This is a genomic window from Bacillus sp. NPDC057893, from assembly GCF_042796455.1.
Taxonomy (GTDB): Bacteria; Bacillota; Bacilli; order Bacillales; family Bacillaceae_G; genus Bacillus_A.
Map to the genome: position 1 here is coordinate 1,324,260 of NZ_JBHVNG010000002.1, position 17,649 is coordinate 1,341,908.

The window sequence follows — 17,649 nt, forward strand, 5'->3', positions numbered from 1 at the left end:
TTTTTTTGTCATGAAAAAAATTTTCTTTCTGAAACTTGATTTAAGAAAAAATATTTTATATACTAATTCATGTAAACGGTTTACTAGATCGTATTTTGCTAGAAACGAAGGGAAGATTCGCATGGAAACAAGGGGGAGAGTAATCGGGATTGACATCGGTACCACAAGTACGAAGACGGTTGTGTTCACAGAAAAAGGAAAAGTCGTTGCGTCACATGCAATTGATTATCCAATTATTCAACCGAACGTCGGATGGGCTGAGCAAGATCCTGATGTAATATGTGCCGCTGTATACAAAACTGTAAGCGTTGCCATTGAAAAGGGTAATGTGTTACCAGAGGATATTATTTCAATCGGTATTAGTACAGCAATGCATGCATTAATTACAGTAGATGAAAACGGTGCGCCGTTAACGCGCTCTATTATTTGGGCAGATAATAGAAGCACAAAGCAATCAGAAAAACTATTACAACAAATGAATGGTCATGACATTTATAGAAGAACTGGTACACCTATTCATCCTATGTCACCACTTTCTAAATTACTGTGGATGAAGGAAGAAGAAACGGAGTTATTCAGAACTGCTTATAAATTTATTTCCATTAAAGAGTATGTCATTTATCAATTATTCTCACGCTATGTAGTTGATCATTCAATCGCATCAGCTACTGGGTTATTTAATTTAGAAACATTAAACTGGGATGAAGATGTTTTAACTATGTTAAATATGTCACCAGAACAATTATCAACACCTGTACCAACTACATATATTTTATCGGGAATGAAGCCGGAATTAGCACAAAAGATGGGGATTCATGAAGATACTCCAGTTGTTATTGGTGCGAGTGACGGTGTTCTTGCAAATGTAGGTGTTGGTGCAATATCACCTGGCTCAGCTGCAATTACGATCGGGACAAGTGGTGCGGTTCGAACAATTTCATCGAGTGTTAATACAGATGAAAAAGGAAGAACTTTTTGTTACGCATTAACAGATGAACACTGGGTTATCGGTGGGCCAACGAATAACGGTGGAATATTACTTAGGTGGTTACGTGATGAATTTGGTAGCCCGGAACAAGAGGTAGCGAGGAAGCTTGGGATTGATCCTTATGATTTATTAATTAAGTATGCGGAAAGTGTACCAGCTGGTGCAGATGGATTACTATTTTTGCCGTTTCTATCTGGAGAACGTGCACCCTACTGGAATGCAAATGCTCGAGGTACATTCTTCGGGATAAACCTTCAGCATAAACGAGAACATTTTATACGTGCAGTTATGGAAGGTGTCTGTATGAGTGTATATTCAGTTGCACTTGCAATCCGTGATTGTACAGGGCCACTTACTGAAATACGTGTTTCAGGAGGATTTGCGAAGTCTGCATTTTGGAGACAAATGCTCTCCGATATGATGGGAAAAGAATTGCTTGTTCCTGAAAGTCATGAAGCATCTGCGCTTGGGGCAGCGGCACTTGCTTTATATGCGGTAGGAAAAATTGATTCTCTTGACGAGGTGAAGGATTGGATTGATATTGTCCATCACCATGTACCAAATAAAGAAAATACGGCTATTTATTTAGAAATGTTTTATATGTATGAACGACTTTACAATCGCTTGAAAGAAGAATTTGATTGTATAGCTGCTTTCCAACGTAAACAATAGGGGGATTGGGAGAAATGGTAGTTGGAATCGTACTAGCGGCAGTTGTCATACTACTTCTACTTATTACAGTAGTGAAATGGCATCCATTTGTCGCATTAATTTTAACAGCAATCGGAGTTGGGCTAGCAATGGGGATGCCCTTAATTGGAACTTCACCACAACATCCGGGGATTATCGATTCTATTAAATTAGGTCTTGGTAATACGTTAGGGTTTTTAGCGATTGTTTTAGCTTTAGGAACAATGCTTGGAAAAATGATGGCTGAGTCTGGCGGTGCTGAACGAATTGCTAACACATTAATTGGACGTTTTGGGAAAAAACGTGTTCACTGGGCAATGATGTTCGTTGCATTTATAGTAGGGATTCCGGTATTTTTCCAAGTTGGATTTGTACTATTAATTCCGTTAGTATTTACAATTGCGTTAGAAACAGGGGTATCACTTATTACAATCGGTATTCCGCTAGTAGCAGGTCTTTCGGTTGTACACGGACTTGTTCCACCGCACCCAGCAGCTATGGCAGCGGTAGGTATATTTAAAGCAGATGTAGGGAAGACAATTTTATATGCAATAATTGTCGGACTTCCAACTGCAATAATTGCAGGTCCGCTTTACGGGAAATGGATCGGTGCTCGTATACATAAAGAAGTACCATTAGATATAGCGGAGCAATTTATTGAAAGAGATAAGAAGAAGGAACTTCCTAGCTTCGGAAATACATTGTTTACTATTTTACTTCCAGTATTTCTTATGCTAGGTGCATCGATAGCGGAAGTAGCATTAAATAAAACAAGCCAACTTGCACAAGTATTGCACTTTATTGGAGATCCAATAGTCGCATTATTAATTGCAACGATATATTCTTTCTTTAGTCTTGGCTATGCAAAAGGGTTTTCTAAAGACAAAGTCTTACAAGTTACAAATGATTGTTTAGGCCCAATTGCAAACATACTGTTAGTTATCGGTGCAGGTGGTGCCTTTAATAAAGTGTTATTAGATTCTGGAATTGGAACTACAATTGCGGAGATGGCGAAAGAATCACATATTTCACCAATATTATTAGGGTGGGGAATTGCTGCACTTATCCGAGTTGCAACTGGATCAGCTACTGTTTCTATGATGACAGCAGCTGGAATTGTAGCACCGATTGCAGCAAGTACACCTGGGGTAAATGTTGAACTACTAGCACTTGCAACAGGAGCAGGGTCATTAATATTATCACATGTGAACGATTCTGGATTTTGGATGATTAAAGAGTATTTCGGAATGACTGTGAAAGAAACATTATTAACATGGACTGCAATGGAGACAATACTATCTGTTGTAGCACTTGGACTAATTTTGTTATTAAATATATTTGTATAGAATGGGAGATTGATTAATATGAAACTAGGTTTAATTGGATTAGGAAAAATGGGATTCCCATTAGCTGAACACTTACATGAAGACAAGCATGAAGTAGTTGTATACGATGTAAATAATGAGCTTGTTGAAAAGGCAGGAAAACTAGGGATTACTGCACGTCATACATTAAAAGAAATGATCGCTGAACTAGAAGCACCTCGAACAATTTGGGTAATGGTACCTGCAGGAGAAGTTGTTGAGTCAGTATTAAAAGATGTATATCCATTATTAGAGGAAGGCGATATCGTTATTGAAGGTGGAAATTCATTCTATAAGGATACGTTGCGTCGTGCTGAAGAAGCGAAAAGCTTTGGCTTACATTACGTAGATATCGGTACATCAGGCGGTGTAGAAGGAGCTAGATACGGTGCGTGCTTAATGGTTGGTGGAGAAAAAGAAATCTATGATCAATTAGAACCTTTATTTAAAGACTTAGCAGTAGAAAACGGTTATTCTTATGCAGGGCGCGTTGGAAGTGGTCATTTCTTAAAAATGGTTCATAACGGTATTGAATATGGAATGATGCAAGCAATCGCTGAAGGATTTGAAGTGTTAGATAAAAGTGATTTTGATTTCAATTATGAAGATGTTGCAAAAGTATGGGCGAACGGATCAGTTATCCGCGGCTGGTTAATGGACTTAACTGAAAAAGCATTTGTAGAAGATCCAAAACTGGATGGCATTAAAGGTGTAATGAACTCTTCCGGGGAAGGAAAATGGACTGTTGAAACTGCGCTTGAACTACAAGCAGCGGCACCTGTTATCGCAATGTCATTATTTATGCGCTACCGTTCTCAAGAAGATGATACATTCCATGGAAAAGTAGTTTCAGCACTACGTAATCAGTTCGGTGGACATGAAGTTGTAAAGAAATAAGTAATGTTTTTGAAAAGAAACTTGTGCATAAGCGCAAGTTTCTTTTTTTATATAGTGTAAGAAACTCCTATTTTAAAAATACCAATCAACCATCGTTTTTTTATTACAAATGACAGCTTCAACGCTCATTGATTGAACAATGTATTCTATATGTTCATTTTGTACTGATTGTATCAAATATAAAGCGAAGCATGAAGGATGTCTCCACATAAAAATAAGAATAAATAAAATGAAGTTTTCATAAATAGTAAGAGGGTGCTTATGTCATCAGTGTAGCTATGAAATGGTGTTACATATGAGAAGAGCGTGTTAATAAAATATGAGGTGGTTAAATGGGAAATGAGCAGGTGAAGAATGTAAAGGAAGAAAAAAAGTTATGTCTTTGTATGATTGTAAAAAACGAATCTAGAATTATGGAAAGGTGTTTAAATGCAACAAAATCAATTGTAGACTTTGTTTCTATTTGTGATACCGGATCGACAGATAATACACCAGAGATTATTGGGAAATGGTGTGAAGAAAATGAAATACCGGGAACAGTTCATCATGAGCCATTTAAAAACTTTGGTTATAACAGAAGTTTAGCTGTGTCATTAGCGCAAAAAACATATCCAGAAGCAGATTATTTATTAATACTTGATGCGGACATGATTTTAGAAGTTGAGCCAGATTTTGATAAAAGTAGTTTAACTGAAGATCATTACCTTACATTGCAATATGATATTCATATTAAATATTGGCTTACACGCCTTTTAAAAGCTTCTTTACCATGGAAATCAGTCGGTGTTACTCATGAGTATTGGGATATTGATCGTTCCAAAGTTGGAGCGAATTACAATACGAGAGTAGCTAGGTTAGAGACTCTTGTCGTGAATGATCCTGGGGATGGTGGAAGTAAAGGTGATAAATTTGAACGAGATGAGAGGTTGTTGTTACAGGGGCTAAACGATCCAGAAACAACGCCCGATTTGCATATAAGATATTTATTTTATTTAGCCCAAACTTATTTTCATTTAAGTCAATTTGAAGATTCGATTAAATGGTATAAAAAACGAGTGGAAGCAGGGGGATGGGTTGAAGAGGTATTCTATTCGTTATTACGAATAGGATTTTGTTATGAACAGTTAGCAAATCGTTCAGCCAATAAACAACATGAAGTAACCGATGTGAATGAAAAAGAACAAGTTATGAAACAAGAAGAGCAATATGTAGCTTTAGCGGTTTATTATTTTCAAAAAGCGTGGGAATATAGACCAACTCGGGCTGAACCATTATATCAACTTGCAAGAATGTATCGACTAAAATCTCAAAATAATATTGCTTTGATGTATGCCCTGCAAGGGAAAGAAGTTCCTTTCCCAAAAGATGATCTTCTATTTGTAGATTATCATGTGTATGATTACTTATTTGACTATGAAATTTCTATAAGTGCTTTCTATATACCTCACAAAAAACATTTAGGTGCAAGGTCACAAAAGTATTTGGAATCGAAAAAAGAAGAGATACCGTTGCATATAGCAAATATAGTAGAAAATAATGCGAAATTTTATTAAATACATTTTCGGTTAAAGGAGTAGTGGAGGAATCATGGAATTAATACGATGGGCGATTGAACTAGGGGAATCGGTGCATGGAAATACGTATGAAGAATTGATGCCACTACTAGACTATTATTATGATCGTGATCATTTAAAAGCGTATTGTATCGCAAATCTTCTTTTAGATATGGATGTATCGGATGAGCATCGGGAAAGAATCGAATTAAGAAGATGCATTGCTGCCTATTATGCTGGATTATATAAAGTAGCAAAAAAACATGCAAATGAGTTGTTACTTAAACACCCGGATGTGGATTTATATAAAAATAATTTAAGGTTAATGGAAGCTTATTTGAATAAAGAATATGATTATTGTCTTTTTATATGCCCGAAGACGTACGGTAGTTTCATAGATGTTGCACGAGCTTTGAAATGGCGATTGGAGCAGGAAGGAAATACAGTAATTATATCAGAAACAATACTAGAAAATGTGAAAAATACAATAGTTTTTGGAGCACATACATATGCATATAACCCGAATCTTCTTCCGAAAGATGCAATTATTTATAATTTAGAACAGCTATACGAAGGAAGTCCATATGCGCACCCGCTTTATTTAATATTATTAAAAGATAGAGTGATTTGGGATTATAGTAAACAAAATATAGAATGGTTAAAACAAAAAGGGGTAGGAAAAGAGATTAAGCATGTAGGAATGAACTACGCCCCAACTTTAGAAATAAAGAAAGATGCATTTGAGGATGAAGTTTCGGAAGATATTGATATCCTGTTTATAGGTGCACTCAATCCGAGACGGCAAGCCATTTTCGATCAATTAAAAGTAGTTGCCCCAAATTTAAATATTGTTTTTAAAAATAATGCGTGGGGAATTACTAGAAATGAATTAATTGCAAGGTCTAAAATTATATTAAATATTCATTTTTATTTATCAGGAATTCTTGAAACGCCTCGAGTTTCTCATGCAGTTGCAAACAAGAAATTTATTATTTCGGAAAATAGCAATCCAGAGGACGAAATAGAGTGGCCAGGAATTGTATTTACACCATACGAAAAAATTATAGAAAACGTAATGAAATATATAGAATTACCAGAAGAACGGACAAAATTAGCTAAAAAAGCGTATAACCATTTTGAGGCTAAAGAAAGCATGCTTACACTTAAACATAAAGGTGAAAAAAACTGATTTTGTTAAACTCATACGAAAGTATGAGTTCTTTTTTATTTCTCATACTATTTTATGAAAGCTTTTACCTCTTTTTACTGTGTTTTGTATAGAAATTTCTGATAATATAAAGGTAGAATTTGAAAACAAAGGGGAGAAATAATTATGAAACTAGTCGTTATTAACGGTACACCAAGAAAATTCGGTAGAACTCGAGTGGTGGCAAAATATATTGTAAATCAATTTGAAGGGGAGTTATACGATTTAGCAGTAGCGGAATTGCCTTTATATAATGGGGAAGAATCACAACGTGAATTAGAAGCGGTAAAAAAATTAAAAGCTTTAGTGAAAGCAGCGGACGGTGTAGTACTATGTACACCAGAATATCATAATGCGATGAGTGGAGCGATGAAAAATTCGTTAGATTACTTAAGTAGCAGTGAATTCATCCATAAACCTGTCGCTTTGTTAGCTGTTGCTGGAGGAGGCAAAGGGGGAATAAATGCATTAAATAGTATGCGCACTGTCGCTAGAGGCGTTTACGCAAATGCAATCCCAAAACAAGTAGTACTTGATGGATTACATGTGCAAGATGGTGAACTTGGAGAAGATGCAAAACCATTAATTCATGATTTAGTTAAAGAGCTAAAAGCATATATGAGTGTATATAAAGAGGTGAAAAAACAATTAGGGGTTGAGTGATATGTCCTCTCTTTATCATGATTCTCGTTTGTATTACATTCTAGGGGCCAATAGTTTATCTGCTATTGGTTCCGGGATTGTAATGATAACGATTCCGTGGTTGCTAATCAAGGAAAGTGGGGGAGAGACAACCTTTGGGTATGTTTCTATCGTTGCAACCCTCATTATGTTTTTATTAACGCCGTTTATCGGGCAAAGCATTGATCGTTTTTCAAGAAAATCTTTATTGTTATGTAACGAAGGTATTGGGATAGCGATTATAGGAATGATGGCTATATGGGGATTTACTGGGGAATCATACAATTCTATTCATTACATTATTATTTATATAGCAGGTTCTTTCTATTATCTATTATTCTATCCTACAATTTTTGCATTTAACCAAGAAATCTTTCAAGCAGACCATTATAAAAGTTTAAGTGGCACGATGGAAATACAAGGACAGTTAACACAAGTTATTTCAGGAGCGGCAGCAAGTTTCTTAATTGAAATTGTATCTTTGAAATGGATTTTATTAGTAGATATGTTAACCTTTGCAGGAGCATTTTTTCTTTTCTTATGTATACCGTATGTAAAGAAAAAAGAAGTAAAAGGGAAAGTAACATTTAAGAAGCAATTGTTCGAAGGAATTTACTTTATGAAAAAGCGCCCTAAGTTCTTTTGGTTTTTACTTGCCACTTATATGCCGTTTATCGGTGTTATGATGGCAAATTATTTAATACCAGTTTATATTTCAGATATCCTCAAAGCTAGTGCCTCTGTATACGCGATAGAAGGTATGATGTATGGTGTTGGGGCTGTTATTGCGGGAATCAGTATTCCAATTTTGATGAAATATGTCAAAACAGAAGTTTCAATCGTTATGACGATGTTCATTTATATAATTTCAATTACCTTAATGATCATTGAACCTTCCATAATGTTGTTATATGGACTTGCGATTTTTCATGCGATTGGAAATGCTGGTACAAGAGTGGCGAGAAATGTATTGATGATGGAGGAAATTCCAAATGAAGTAATGGGACGTGTAGACAGCTTATTTCGATTAATTGGTACAGGAATTCGTATTATATTGTTAATGTTATTTACGGTGGGTGTGTCTAAAGTAGGAGTAATGATACCGTTTTATTTGCTAAGTTTCATATTGATCCTTTCATTAGGAATTGCTGTTTACTATGTAATCTCCAAACGTAAAGTGGAAGCGAATGTTTCTAATAAATCAATTGTTTAAAAAATACTTCTGCCTCCTTTTCTTTTTCTATATAATAAAAAGAAAGGGAGTGTTAACTTTTTTATGAACAAATGGATATTGCTTATAATCTTATTACTACCTCCGCTATACATCATTTATATGACGTTTCGAATGAATAAAGTTGCTCGTGAAAAATTGAGTAATCACTCTCCATACGTTCTTATATTAGGTGCAAAGTTATTTGGAGATAGACCGTCTTTATCTCTTCAAAACCGTTTGGATGTGGCGTTGGAATATTTATACTCTCACTCTGAGGTGAAAGTAATTGTTTCAGGTGGTCAAGGGGAAGATGAAGATATACCGGAAGCTCATAGTATGAGAAACTATTTAATGGTACACGGTATAGATGAGAGTCGTATTTTAATTGAAGACCGCTCTACAAATACGTATGAAAATTTAAAGTTTAGTATGGATTTATATGATGTAAAGCATGCGGTAGTTGTAAGTAATACGTATCATTTATATCGAACGAAAATAATTGCAAAGCGTTTAGGAATAAAGATGGAAGCTTTGGCTGCTGAAGCACCGAGTCGTTCCAAGAAAAAAGCGTATGTACGTGAATATGTTGCTATTATGAAGACAATATTATTCGATCGCTAGAGCTCAAATAAGGGCTCTTTTTTTATATAATAAAGCGTATCATTTGAAATGAAGTCCGTATTCCATCAAAATAAAGGAAACAGCAATAAAGGAGTTGTGTTTGTGATTCAGTTTAATTATGTGTCAAAAGCGTATGAAGATGGCACAAAAGCAGTGGATTCATTACATTTAGAAATTAAAAAAGGAGAATTCTTTGTTCTCATTGGTCCGAGTGGTTGCGGGAAAACAACGACAATGAAAATGATTAATCGTTTAATTGAAACGACGGAAGGATCAATTTTGATCGATGGAAAAGATATTCAAGATTATAATATAAACGAACTGCGTTGGAATATAGGGTACGTGTTGCAGCAGATTGCGCTGTTTCCACATATGACAATTGCTGAAAATATTGCAGTTGTCCCTGAAATGAGAAAGTGGAGTAAGAATAAAATAAAAGCGCGTGTTGATGAACTGCTACATATGGTTGGCTTAGAACCAGATGTATATCGTGATCGCATGCCCGATGAATTGTCGGGAGGGCAGAAGCAGCGTGTAGGTGTAGTGAGGGCGTTAGCTGCTAATCCGAAAATTGTTCTTATGGATGAACCATTTAGTGCTTTAGATCCATTAAGCAGGGAACAGCTCCAGAAGGACATTGTACAATTGCAAAAAAAAATCCAAAAAACGATAGTGTTTGTAACGCATGATATGCAAGAGGCATTATCACTTGGTGATCGCATTTGTGTAATGAAAGAAGGAAAAGTAGTTCAATTAGATACACCTGAGGGCATTATACATAATCCGAAAAATGAGTTTGTAGAGGAGTTCATTGGAAATCGTGGACGACCTTGGTATGAAGGGAAGATTGTAGAAGATGTATTGCCGCTAGACGATAGCATACGAGTAGAAGGGAATGTTTTATCTTTAAATTCTCCTTTACAAGAAGCCCTAGTCCGCGTACAAGCTGAAGGTTCTGTACCGGTTGAAGAAAATGGTCAATATGTTGGAGCGTTAACAAGTCGTCATATAGTAAATTACATTGTTGAACAAATGAAGGAGAGAGGCTAAACAGTGACTGATTTTATTCAAACGTTTCAAGAACGAAAAGTAGAATTGCTGAGTGCGTTAAGTGAGCATTTACAAATATCGCTTATTTCATTATTTTTTGCCGTGATTATTGCGGTTCCTCTTGGCATTCTATTAACGAGAAAAGAACGGATGGCTGAATTTATAATAGGGACTTCTGCTGTAATGCAGACTGTGCCATCACTTGCATTACTTGGACTTTTAATTCCATTAGTAGGAATCGGAAAACTTCCAGCCATTATCGCATTAGTTGTGTATGCGCTATTACCTATTTTGCGAAATACGTATACAGGAATACGGGAATTAGATGAATCACTTATAGAAGCGGCGAGAGCTATGGGAATGAATAGCTGGAGAAGATTATGGAAGGTAGAGCTTCCTCTCGCATTGCCAATTATTATGGCTGGTATTCGGACAGCGATGGTATTAATTGTTGGAACGGCTACATTAGCTGCTTTAATAGGCGCTGGTGGACTCGGTAAGCTCATACTACTCGGTATCGATCGGAATGATCATGCGCTTATCATTTTAGGGGCCATACCAGCTGCGTTACTCGCTTTATTCTTTGATATAGTACTTCGCATGCTTGAGAGGCCAAAACGCTCATATAAGCGCGTTATATTAACGATATGTATAGTTGTAGTAATGATCGCTTCGCCATTTCTTTGGAATACACAAAAGAAAGACATAGTTATTGCTGGCAAACTTGGATCTGAACCAGAAATTTTAATTCAAATGTACAAGCAACTTATTGAACAGGATACAGATTTACAAGTAGAATTAAAGCCAGGCCTTGGGAAAACAGCATTTGTATTTGAAGCGTTAAAATCAGGTGAAGTAGATATATACCCAGAATTTTCAGGAACAGCTTTATCTACTTTCGTGAAAGAAGAACCGAAAAGTACAAATCGTGATGAAGTATATGAGCAAGCTCGTATGGGAATGGAAAAGAAATATAATATGGTTATGTTAAAGCCAATGGAGTATAACAATACATACGCACTAGCTATGCCAAAAAAAATAGCAGATCAAAATAATATAAATACAATTTCTGATTTAGGAAATATTTCACAGGAAGCTAAGGTAGGATTTACATTAGAATTTGCTGATCGTGAAGATGGTTATAAAGGTATGCAAAAATTATATAACTATAAGTTTTTAAATGTTAAAACGATGGAACCGAAACTACGTTATAGTGCAATTCAATCGGGGGATGTTAACGTAATCGATGCATATTCAACAGATAGTGAATTAGAGCAATATGGACTTAAAGTACTAAAAGATGATAAAGGGTTATTCCCGCCTTATCAAGGAGCACCATTATTAAGAAAAGAGACGTTACAGAAATATCCTGAACTTGAAAAAGTACTGAATAAATTATCTGGAAAGATTACAGATGAAGAAATGCGAAAAATGAATTATGAAGTAAATGTGAATGGTAAAAGTAGTGAAGAAGTAGCGAAACTATTTTTACAAAAAGAGAATTTACTTCGTTAATTTTACAAGAAATATACAAATTTATATGTTTGAAATGACCGCTCATTACAAAATGAGCGTTTTTTTTGTGCATACTTATACATTTTTTCAAAAAAGTATTCCATTTTTCTTCATTTTCTTTTAGAATAAGTAATGTTTTCCTGAAAAAATATAAGAGAAACGTCTATTAGAGAAAAAGGTGACTTTAATAGTTGAACGAACATAACACCTAGAATGACAGATGGGGTGGTACAAATAGAAAAGAAATTAGGGTTTTTTCCGTTAATCGCATTAGTAGTTGGAACGATGGTTGGTGGCGGTGTTTTTAGTTTACCGCATGATTTAGCAGTAGGAGCAAATAGTGGTGCAACGATAATTGGTTGGTGTATTACAGCAATGGGAATGATTCCACTTGCGCTCGTATATCAAACGCTAGCAAGACAAAAACCGGAGCTTGAGGGCGGGATTTATAGTTATGCACGAGCTGGATTCGGTGAGTATATTGGTTTTAACAGTGCGTGGGGATACTGGTTGGCAGGGATTTTAGGAAATGTCGCAACAATTATGTTACTGTTTAGTACATTAGGTTATTTCTTCCCGATTTTTAAAGGAGGAAATAATGCTGCGTCTATCATTGGTGCCTCTCTTTTATTATGGTCACTTCATTTTCTTATATTATTTGGAATTCGTGAAGCTTCCATTATGAATGTTATCGCAACAATTGGGAAATTAGTTCCAATCGTATTGTTTATTGTCGTGATGGTAACAGCGTTTCGCTGGGATACATTTACACATGACTTTTGGGGCGAAGGAACTATCTCAGTTTCCTCTGTACTAGGTCAAGTGAAAAATACCATGCTCGTAACCCTTTGGGTGTTCATTGGGGTTGAGGGAGCAGTTGTATTATCAGGAAGAGCTAAAAATAGCAGAGACGTTGGAAAAGCGACAGTACTTGGACTTATTTTAGTAATGTCTATTTATATTTTAATTTCTGTTCTGTCAATGGGAGCCATGACAAGAAAAGAACTTTCAGTATTAGAGACTCCTTCTATGGGACATGTATTAGAACATGTTGTTGGGCCATGGGGTGCAATGGCAATTAATATTGGATTAGTTGCGTCACTTGTAGGTACATTAATTGGCTGGTTTTTACTTGTTTCTGAAATTTCTCACGTAGCAGGAAAAGACGGTGTGTTTCCGAAAGTCTTTACGAAAACAAATAAGAAGCAAACGCCGCATATGGCATTATGGATTTCAAATATCGTTGCCCAAACTATATTTATAATCGTTTTGTTTTCACAATCGACATATCAAATTATGTATTTCATTGCGTCAACATCAATTTTATTACCGTATTTATTATCAGCGCTATTTCAATTGAAATTAGTCATCACGAAAGAGCTGAAAGTTGCGAGAGTAAAAAATGGATTGTTAGCATTAATTGCTTCCCTATACTCTGTATGGTTAATTTATGCAGCTGGTTTAAAGAATTTATTACTTGTTTCGATTGTATATGGAATCGGGATTATCGTGTACATGTTTGCAAGAAAAGAAAAAGGGAATCGGTGTTTTGTAGGTATAGAGAGATATGTGATGTGGGCAATTGTTATTGCAGCTATCACATCACTTTATATGTTACTGACAGGAAATATAAAAATGTAAAAGTCCTTTTAATTTAAAGGGCTTTTTTCCTTGTCTAGAGAATATTTAATACATAAGATATTCAGGAGGGATGAAAATGGAAGAAAAAGAACAGTTGTCTAGAATTATGGATTTAGCTAGTGATTTAAGAAAAGTATTAGTGCAAGAATCTTTTTTTAATCATCATCCTGAACTTCGAGGCGTGATTGAAAATTTAGCGAGTTCTGTAGAGAATTTGGCGAGTTTGCAGCAAAATAAAGATGAAAATGCCGAAGATCGATTACGGTACGTACTTGCTAAAATGAAAATCGCTCATAATGCCATTTTACAAGAAAAAAAAGCATTTCCTTCTCATTAATATACGTTTTAATTTTGAACCTGACGGATGACGTCAGGTTTTTTATTTCTAGTTTTAGATTGTAGTTCATACAATAAGAATAGTATGAAAAAAAGAAGGTGACTACGTTGAAATTACATAAAGCTCTTCATCCAAGTTTTATAAAGCGAATGTATTATATGAGGTTTATTGGGAGGTTTGCAAAAGCTGAGGGAGAGAAGAATGGGGAAAATTTCTTTGTACAATGTCTTTCTCCAATACCTTTAACTTTACAAGAGTTATTTCCGACTGGAAAATATTTGTTTGAAGGATTATGCAGTAATAAAAAGAATGAAAAAATCTTTACTGATTTAAAGAAGCGTAAATTAGAAAAGCAACTGGTTATGTTTCGTCTTTATTATGATCGTGGAAATTTATTTCTGGAATTAATATGCACAGAAGAGCCTCAGGAAATAGCATCTTCATATAAATTGATTCCTTCACCAAAGGTCTCAAATTATAAAAAGAGAGCGTCTTTGGAACGGAAGTTAAGCAACGGTTACTTATCATTTCTTATGCCTAAATTACCAAAAGACTTTGAGCCTCCAGAATTATTGTGGCATGAAGGAAGGCTGTATGGAAATTTATCGTTAAAATCATCAATAAGTTCAATTTCATATTTTGAGCAAAGAAAAGAATGCAAATATATTGAAATAAACGATTGGATGAAACATGTAGAAATAGCAGTAGATGATTATTTATATTTTGTAAGTGAAAATGTGTATGATCAACTAAATAAACGAATTGTTGAAGAAGGTAAGTTAGTTGAAGTAGAAGATATTAAAATGCAAAAGGAGGACTGGGAATGGGATGAGCGTGAATCCTCTTTTTTGCAGTATGTACAAAGTATGGTTCGTAATAAAGGGCTATATTTGGATGATACAGATATATATAATTTTCACATTAGTGTTAAAACCAATATGTTAACAATTGTTGGTGGCATACCAGGTGTTGGGAAATCACGCTTTGTGCAAGCTTATGCAGAAGCACTTGGATTACGTTATGGTGAAGAATTAATTTGGATTCCGATTTCACCAGCGTATCAAGAACCACATGATATTCTCGGTTACCTTCATCCGAATGGTAATTTTATTGAAAGTGAAACGAAGTTAGTTCGGACATTGTTAAAGGCTAAAGAAAACCCAAATCAATTGTATATAATTGTGTTCGATGAAATGAACATGTCACATATTGAGCATTGGTTTACTCCGTTTCTATCTGTTCTTCAACTTGAAAAGAAAAATCGTATTTTGAGTTTGTATGAGCAAATACAAGAAATAGAAAATCAAATTCCACCTTCAGTGGAAATAGGTGAGAATATTATTTTCGTAGGCACTGTAAATTTTGATGAAACGACGAAAGAGCTTTCCGATCGATTATTAGATCGAACAAATTTGATTACATTACAAAAAATTCCGTTTTGCGAGATGAATATAGAACATGAGAAAGTGGTTCAGCAGCCCCCGCTAAAAGTAACAACGGGAGAATTTCGACTCAATTGGTTTAGGAATAAAGAGATGATCGAAGTGTTTACTGAAGAGGAATTAGAGTTATTGGATAAGTTACATGATGTATTATCATCACACGATATATCAAAAGGAATTTCTTTCCGATGTGCAAGCGCAATCGCTACGTATTTGCAAAATATACCGTTCCAAAATAATCAGTCCTATATGATTAGCAGGGAAGAAGGTTTTGATTTGCAAATAAAGCAGCGTGTATTAACGAAATTAAGGGGGACAGAAATGACAGTGGGCTCTCTACTTTCTGAAGAAGCAAAAAGGGGAGCGACATTGATACCACTTTTACAGTCTCCGCTTGCAAATCGTGTATCTACATTTGAACATTCTTTAGCTTATATAAGACAAAAGCGTAGAGAACTGGAGCTGTATGGCTATGCAAAATGAGGAGCGTTATGAAACAGCAATCGTCGATACGAAAGAAACGCTCCCATTTGTATTGAAGCTAATTATTGGTACGGAGGGGAAAGGCGATTTTATCCTTTTAAACCGGCTTTGTACGTCTACTACAGCATTAGTTCAATGTATTTATAAAGTACAGGAATTAAAACCACTGAAATTGCATTTCCATTATCAAAATCCAATGGATATTACATTCATATGGAATAAAGTATATGAGGGACAAAAGAATATAAAAGAGTCACAATATGAACTAAATGAAAAAAAACAAAGAGTATTAGTGTATGAACATGGAAAAACTGAATTTTTTTATCCGTGGCGCTGTGGCTTATACCATTTTGAAGTGCGTATAGAAGATAAAACTTATTATGGTGCGTTTCAAGTTGTTCCTAAAAACTTTTTTGATGACCAATTTGAAATGATTCAAGATTATGTGAAGTCAATTTTAAACGAGTTAATTTTAGATAGAGGTTATTACAAGAAAACTTTCTCAGCACTTAGCGATATTGAAGATTCTTCTTATTTGGTATTGTTAAGAAAGTTGCCACAAAAAATGAAAAGAATAAAACAAATTTTTAAGAAAGTAGAATCGAATGCGGAATTTGTACACGAATATGAATGGGAAACGAAAGAGCGGAAGACAACGAGAAAAACTGCTATTATGACAGAAAGAAAGCTTTATGCGAAATATTACAACCGTAAATTTAAGGAGAAAAAAAATAGTATTGAAAATGCATTTCTTAAATTTAAAACGATGCAATTTTATTATTATTTACTTGAAGCAGAAAGTTTTGTACGTAAAACTATTGAAATACTAGAAGGAGAAAAGAAGAAAAAGTCAGACGAATTTCAAGCTGTTAAAACAATTATGAAAACGATTGAACGAAATGGATCCGTGACGGATAGGGAAAAACAAAAATATAGAAATCTACATTTATTGAAAGAAGCAGATTTACGGAAAAGTTCTGTGAAAATACAAGAATATAAAATACTAGCTCATATCGTATATGAAAGCGTGCAATACTTTCGAAATTTATTGTATTCTCCATTTTGGCGGGAAGTTTCTGAGACAGCTACCATTAATTCGAACACTTTATCTATACCACATCAGCAATTAATCCACCATTTAGAATTGTTACCGCAACATACAGAGCAACCCCCATCTTTATTATTCGTATATAAACCAACGTTTTTAGTGTATGAGTATTACGCTTTTTTTATTGTTATTTCTATATTAGAACAAATCGGATTTGAAGATAAGAATCCTATCCGTGAACAAATACAAGAACATTTTTATTTAGACGGATTACAAGATGGAACGACAGTGATTTTACATCGAGATGATATAAAAGTGTACGTCGCGTTTAATGATTTAATTGAAACACACCCTCTTATTGCACTAAGCAAAGGAAGTAATTTTTATAACGGAGAGGATACAAAGAAACCGGATATTCGTTTAGATTGTTATGTAAAGGAAGAAGAGAAGTATGTATATAAATCTTCTATTATTATCGAAGTGAAATACAGCCCTATGTACAATATTTTTCAGCCTGTCGGTAATACAAAAGCAACTGAGCAAATGTATAAATACTGGTCCATTAAGTATGTAGAAGAACAGAATGGCAAAAGAATTTTTAAGCGAAGAGCGATTTATGAAGTGATTTGTGTATATCCAGGTAGCCATATGCATAGTAAAAAAATTGAATCTGGTTGTGGAGTGTTTTTACAACTATATCCATATAAAACGAAACAAGGAGAAGAGAAGTTGGCTGGGAAGCATGGGATGATTCAAATTTTTGAGAAATGGTTAAAAAGTAATAAAATGTAAAAGAAATCCTTTTTAATGAAGGATTTCTTTAGGTTAAGAAGAATTATATGCCATAAGGAAAGAAGCATAACGTGGGTCGAACTTGAAAGGATAAACATTTTTCATTAGAGCAATTAACTTTCTTTGT

At 34.8% G+C, this 17,649-nt stretch carries 15 protein-coding genes; 14 read left to right on the plus strand and 1 reads right to left on the minus strand.

Annotated elements, in window-relative coordinates:
* Positions 1–121 precede the first annotated feature (121 nt).
* From gntK to gnd, 3 genes are read left to right on the plus strand one after another with little or no spacing between them, the layout of a single operon-like run.
* Positions 122–1,660 (plus strand): gluconokinase, encoded by a 1,539-nt coding sequence (gene gntK / locus ACFVQC_RS15590; RefSeq protein ID WP_377898639.1) that lies wholly within the window; start codon positions 122–124, stop codon positions 1,658–1,660.
* Positions 1,661–1,674: 14 nt separating this feature from the next.
* Positions 1,675–3,024, plus strand: coding sequence for a GntP family permease (locus ACFVQC_RS15595; RefSeq protein ID WP_377895966.1), 1,350 nt, complete (start codon positions 1,675–1,677; stop codon positions 3,022–3,024).
* Between the two features lie 18 nt (positions 3,025–3,042).
* A complete protein-coding gene (gene gnd, locus ACFVQC_RS15600; protein ID WP_377895965.1) occupies positions 3,043–3,939 on the plus strand; it encodes a phosphogluconate dehydrogenase (NAD(+)-dependent, decarboxylating) in 897 nt (298 codons plus the stop codon).
* 72 nt (positions 3,940–4,011) lie between these two features.
* Here the strand turns inward: gnd and ACFVQC_RS15605 are convergent, their stop codons facing one another.
* Complete coding sequence (locus tag ACFVQC_RS15605) at positions 4,012–4,149, minus strand: DUF2711 family protein (protein ID WP_377895964.1); 138 nt, start codon at positions 4,147–4,149, stop codon at positions 4,012–4,014.
* 122 nt (positions 4,150–4,271) lie between these two features.
* Between ACFVQC_RS15605 and ACFVQC_RS15610 the strand changes: the two genes are divergently transcribed.
* The 11 genes from ACFVQC_RS15610 to ACFVQC_RS15660 all read left to right on the plus strand — a co-directional run bounded on the left by ACFVQC_RS15610 (position 4,272) and on the right by ACFVQC_RS15660 (position 17,522).
* Positions 4,272–5,492 carry a tetratricopeptide repeat-containing glycosyltransferase gene (locus ACFVQC_RS15610; RefSeq protein WP_377898640.1) on the plus strand — a complete coding sequence of 407 codons (1,221 nt, stop codon included), beginning with the start codon at positions 4,272–4,274 and terminating at the stop codon, positions 5,490–5,492.
* Between the two features lie 34 nt (positions 5,493–5,526).
* Positions 5,527–6,681 (plus strand): CgeB family protein, encoded by a 1,155-nt coding sequence (locus tag ACFVQC_RS15615; RefSeq protein WP_377895962.1) that lies wholly within the window; start codon positions 5,527–5,529, stop codon positions 6,679–6,681.
* Positions 6,682–6,825: 144 nt separating this feature from the next.
* A complete protein-coding gene (locus tag ACFVQC_RS15620) occupies positions 6,826–7,362 on the plus strand; it encodes an NADPH-dependent FMN reductase (RefSeq protein WP_377898641.1) in 537 nt (178 codons plus the stop codon).
* Position 7,363: 1 nt separating this feature from the next.
* Positions 7,364–8,593: an MFS transporter gene (locus tag ACFVQC_RS15625; protein ID WP_377895961.1), complete on the plus strand. Its 1,230-nt coding sequence runs from the start codon at positions 7,364–7,366 to the stop codon at positions 8,591–8,593.
* Between the two features lie 63 nt (positions 8,594–8,656).
* Positions 8,657–9,214 carry a YdcF family protein gene (locus ACFVQC_RS15630; protein ID WP_002148207.1) on the plus strand — a complete coding sequence of 186 codons (558 nt, stop codon included), beginning with the start codon at positions 8,657–8,659 and terminating at the stop codon, positions 9,212–9,214.
* Between the two features lie 102 nt (positions 9,215–9,316).
* Positions 9,317–10,264, plus strand: coding sequence for an ABC transporter ATP-binding protein (locus ACFVQC_RS15635; protein WP_377895960.1), 948 nt, complete (start codon positions 9,317–9,319; stop codon positions 10,262–10,264).
* Between the two features lie 3 nt (positions 10,265–10,267).
* Positions 10,268–11,779 (plus strand): ABC transporter permease/substrate-binding protein, encoded by a 1,512-nt coding sequence (locus ACFVQC_RS15640; RefSeq protein WP_377895959.1) that lies wholly within the window; start codon positions 10,268–10,270, stop codon positions 11,777–11,779.
* Between the two features lie 213 nt (positions 11,780–11,992).
* Positions 11,993–13,420 carry a basic amino acid/polyamine antiporter gene (locus ACFVQC_RS15645; protein WP_377895958.1) on the plus strand — a complete coding sequence of 476 codons (1,428 nt, stop codon included), beginning with the start codon at positions 11,993–11,995 and terminating at the stop codon, positions 13,418–13,420.
* A 76-nt stretch (positions 13,421–13,496) separates the two neighbouring features.
* Entirely contained in the window at positions 13,497–13,757 is a 261-nt protein-coding gene (locus ACFVQC_RS15650) for a hypothetical protein (RefSeq protein ID WP_002085825.1), read from the plus strand.
* Between the two features lie 107 nt (positions 13,758–13,864).
* Positions 13,865–15,682 carry an AAA family ATPase gene (locus ACFVQC_RS15655; protein WP_377898642.1) on the plus strand — a complete coding sequence of 606 codons (1,818 nt, stop codon included), beginning with the start codon at positions 13,865–13,867 and terminating at the stop codon, positions 15,680–15,682.
* Positions 15,672–17,522, plus strand: a complete 1,851-nt coding sequence (locus ACFVQC_RS15660; RefSeq protein ID WP_377894942.1) for a hypothetical protein — start codon at positions 15,672–15,674, stop codon at positions 17,520–17,522. The genes ACFVQC_RS15655 and ACFVQC_RS15660 overlap by 11 nt, the downstream gene beginning before the upstream one ends.
* Positions 17,523–17,649 lie beyond the last annotated feature (127 nt).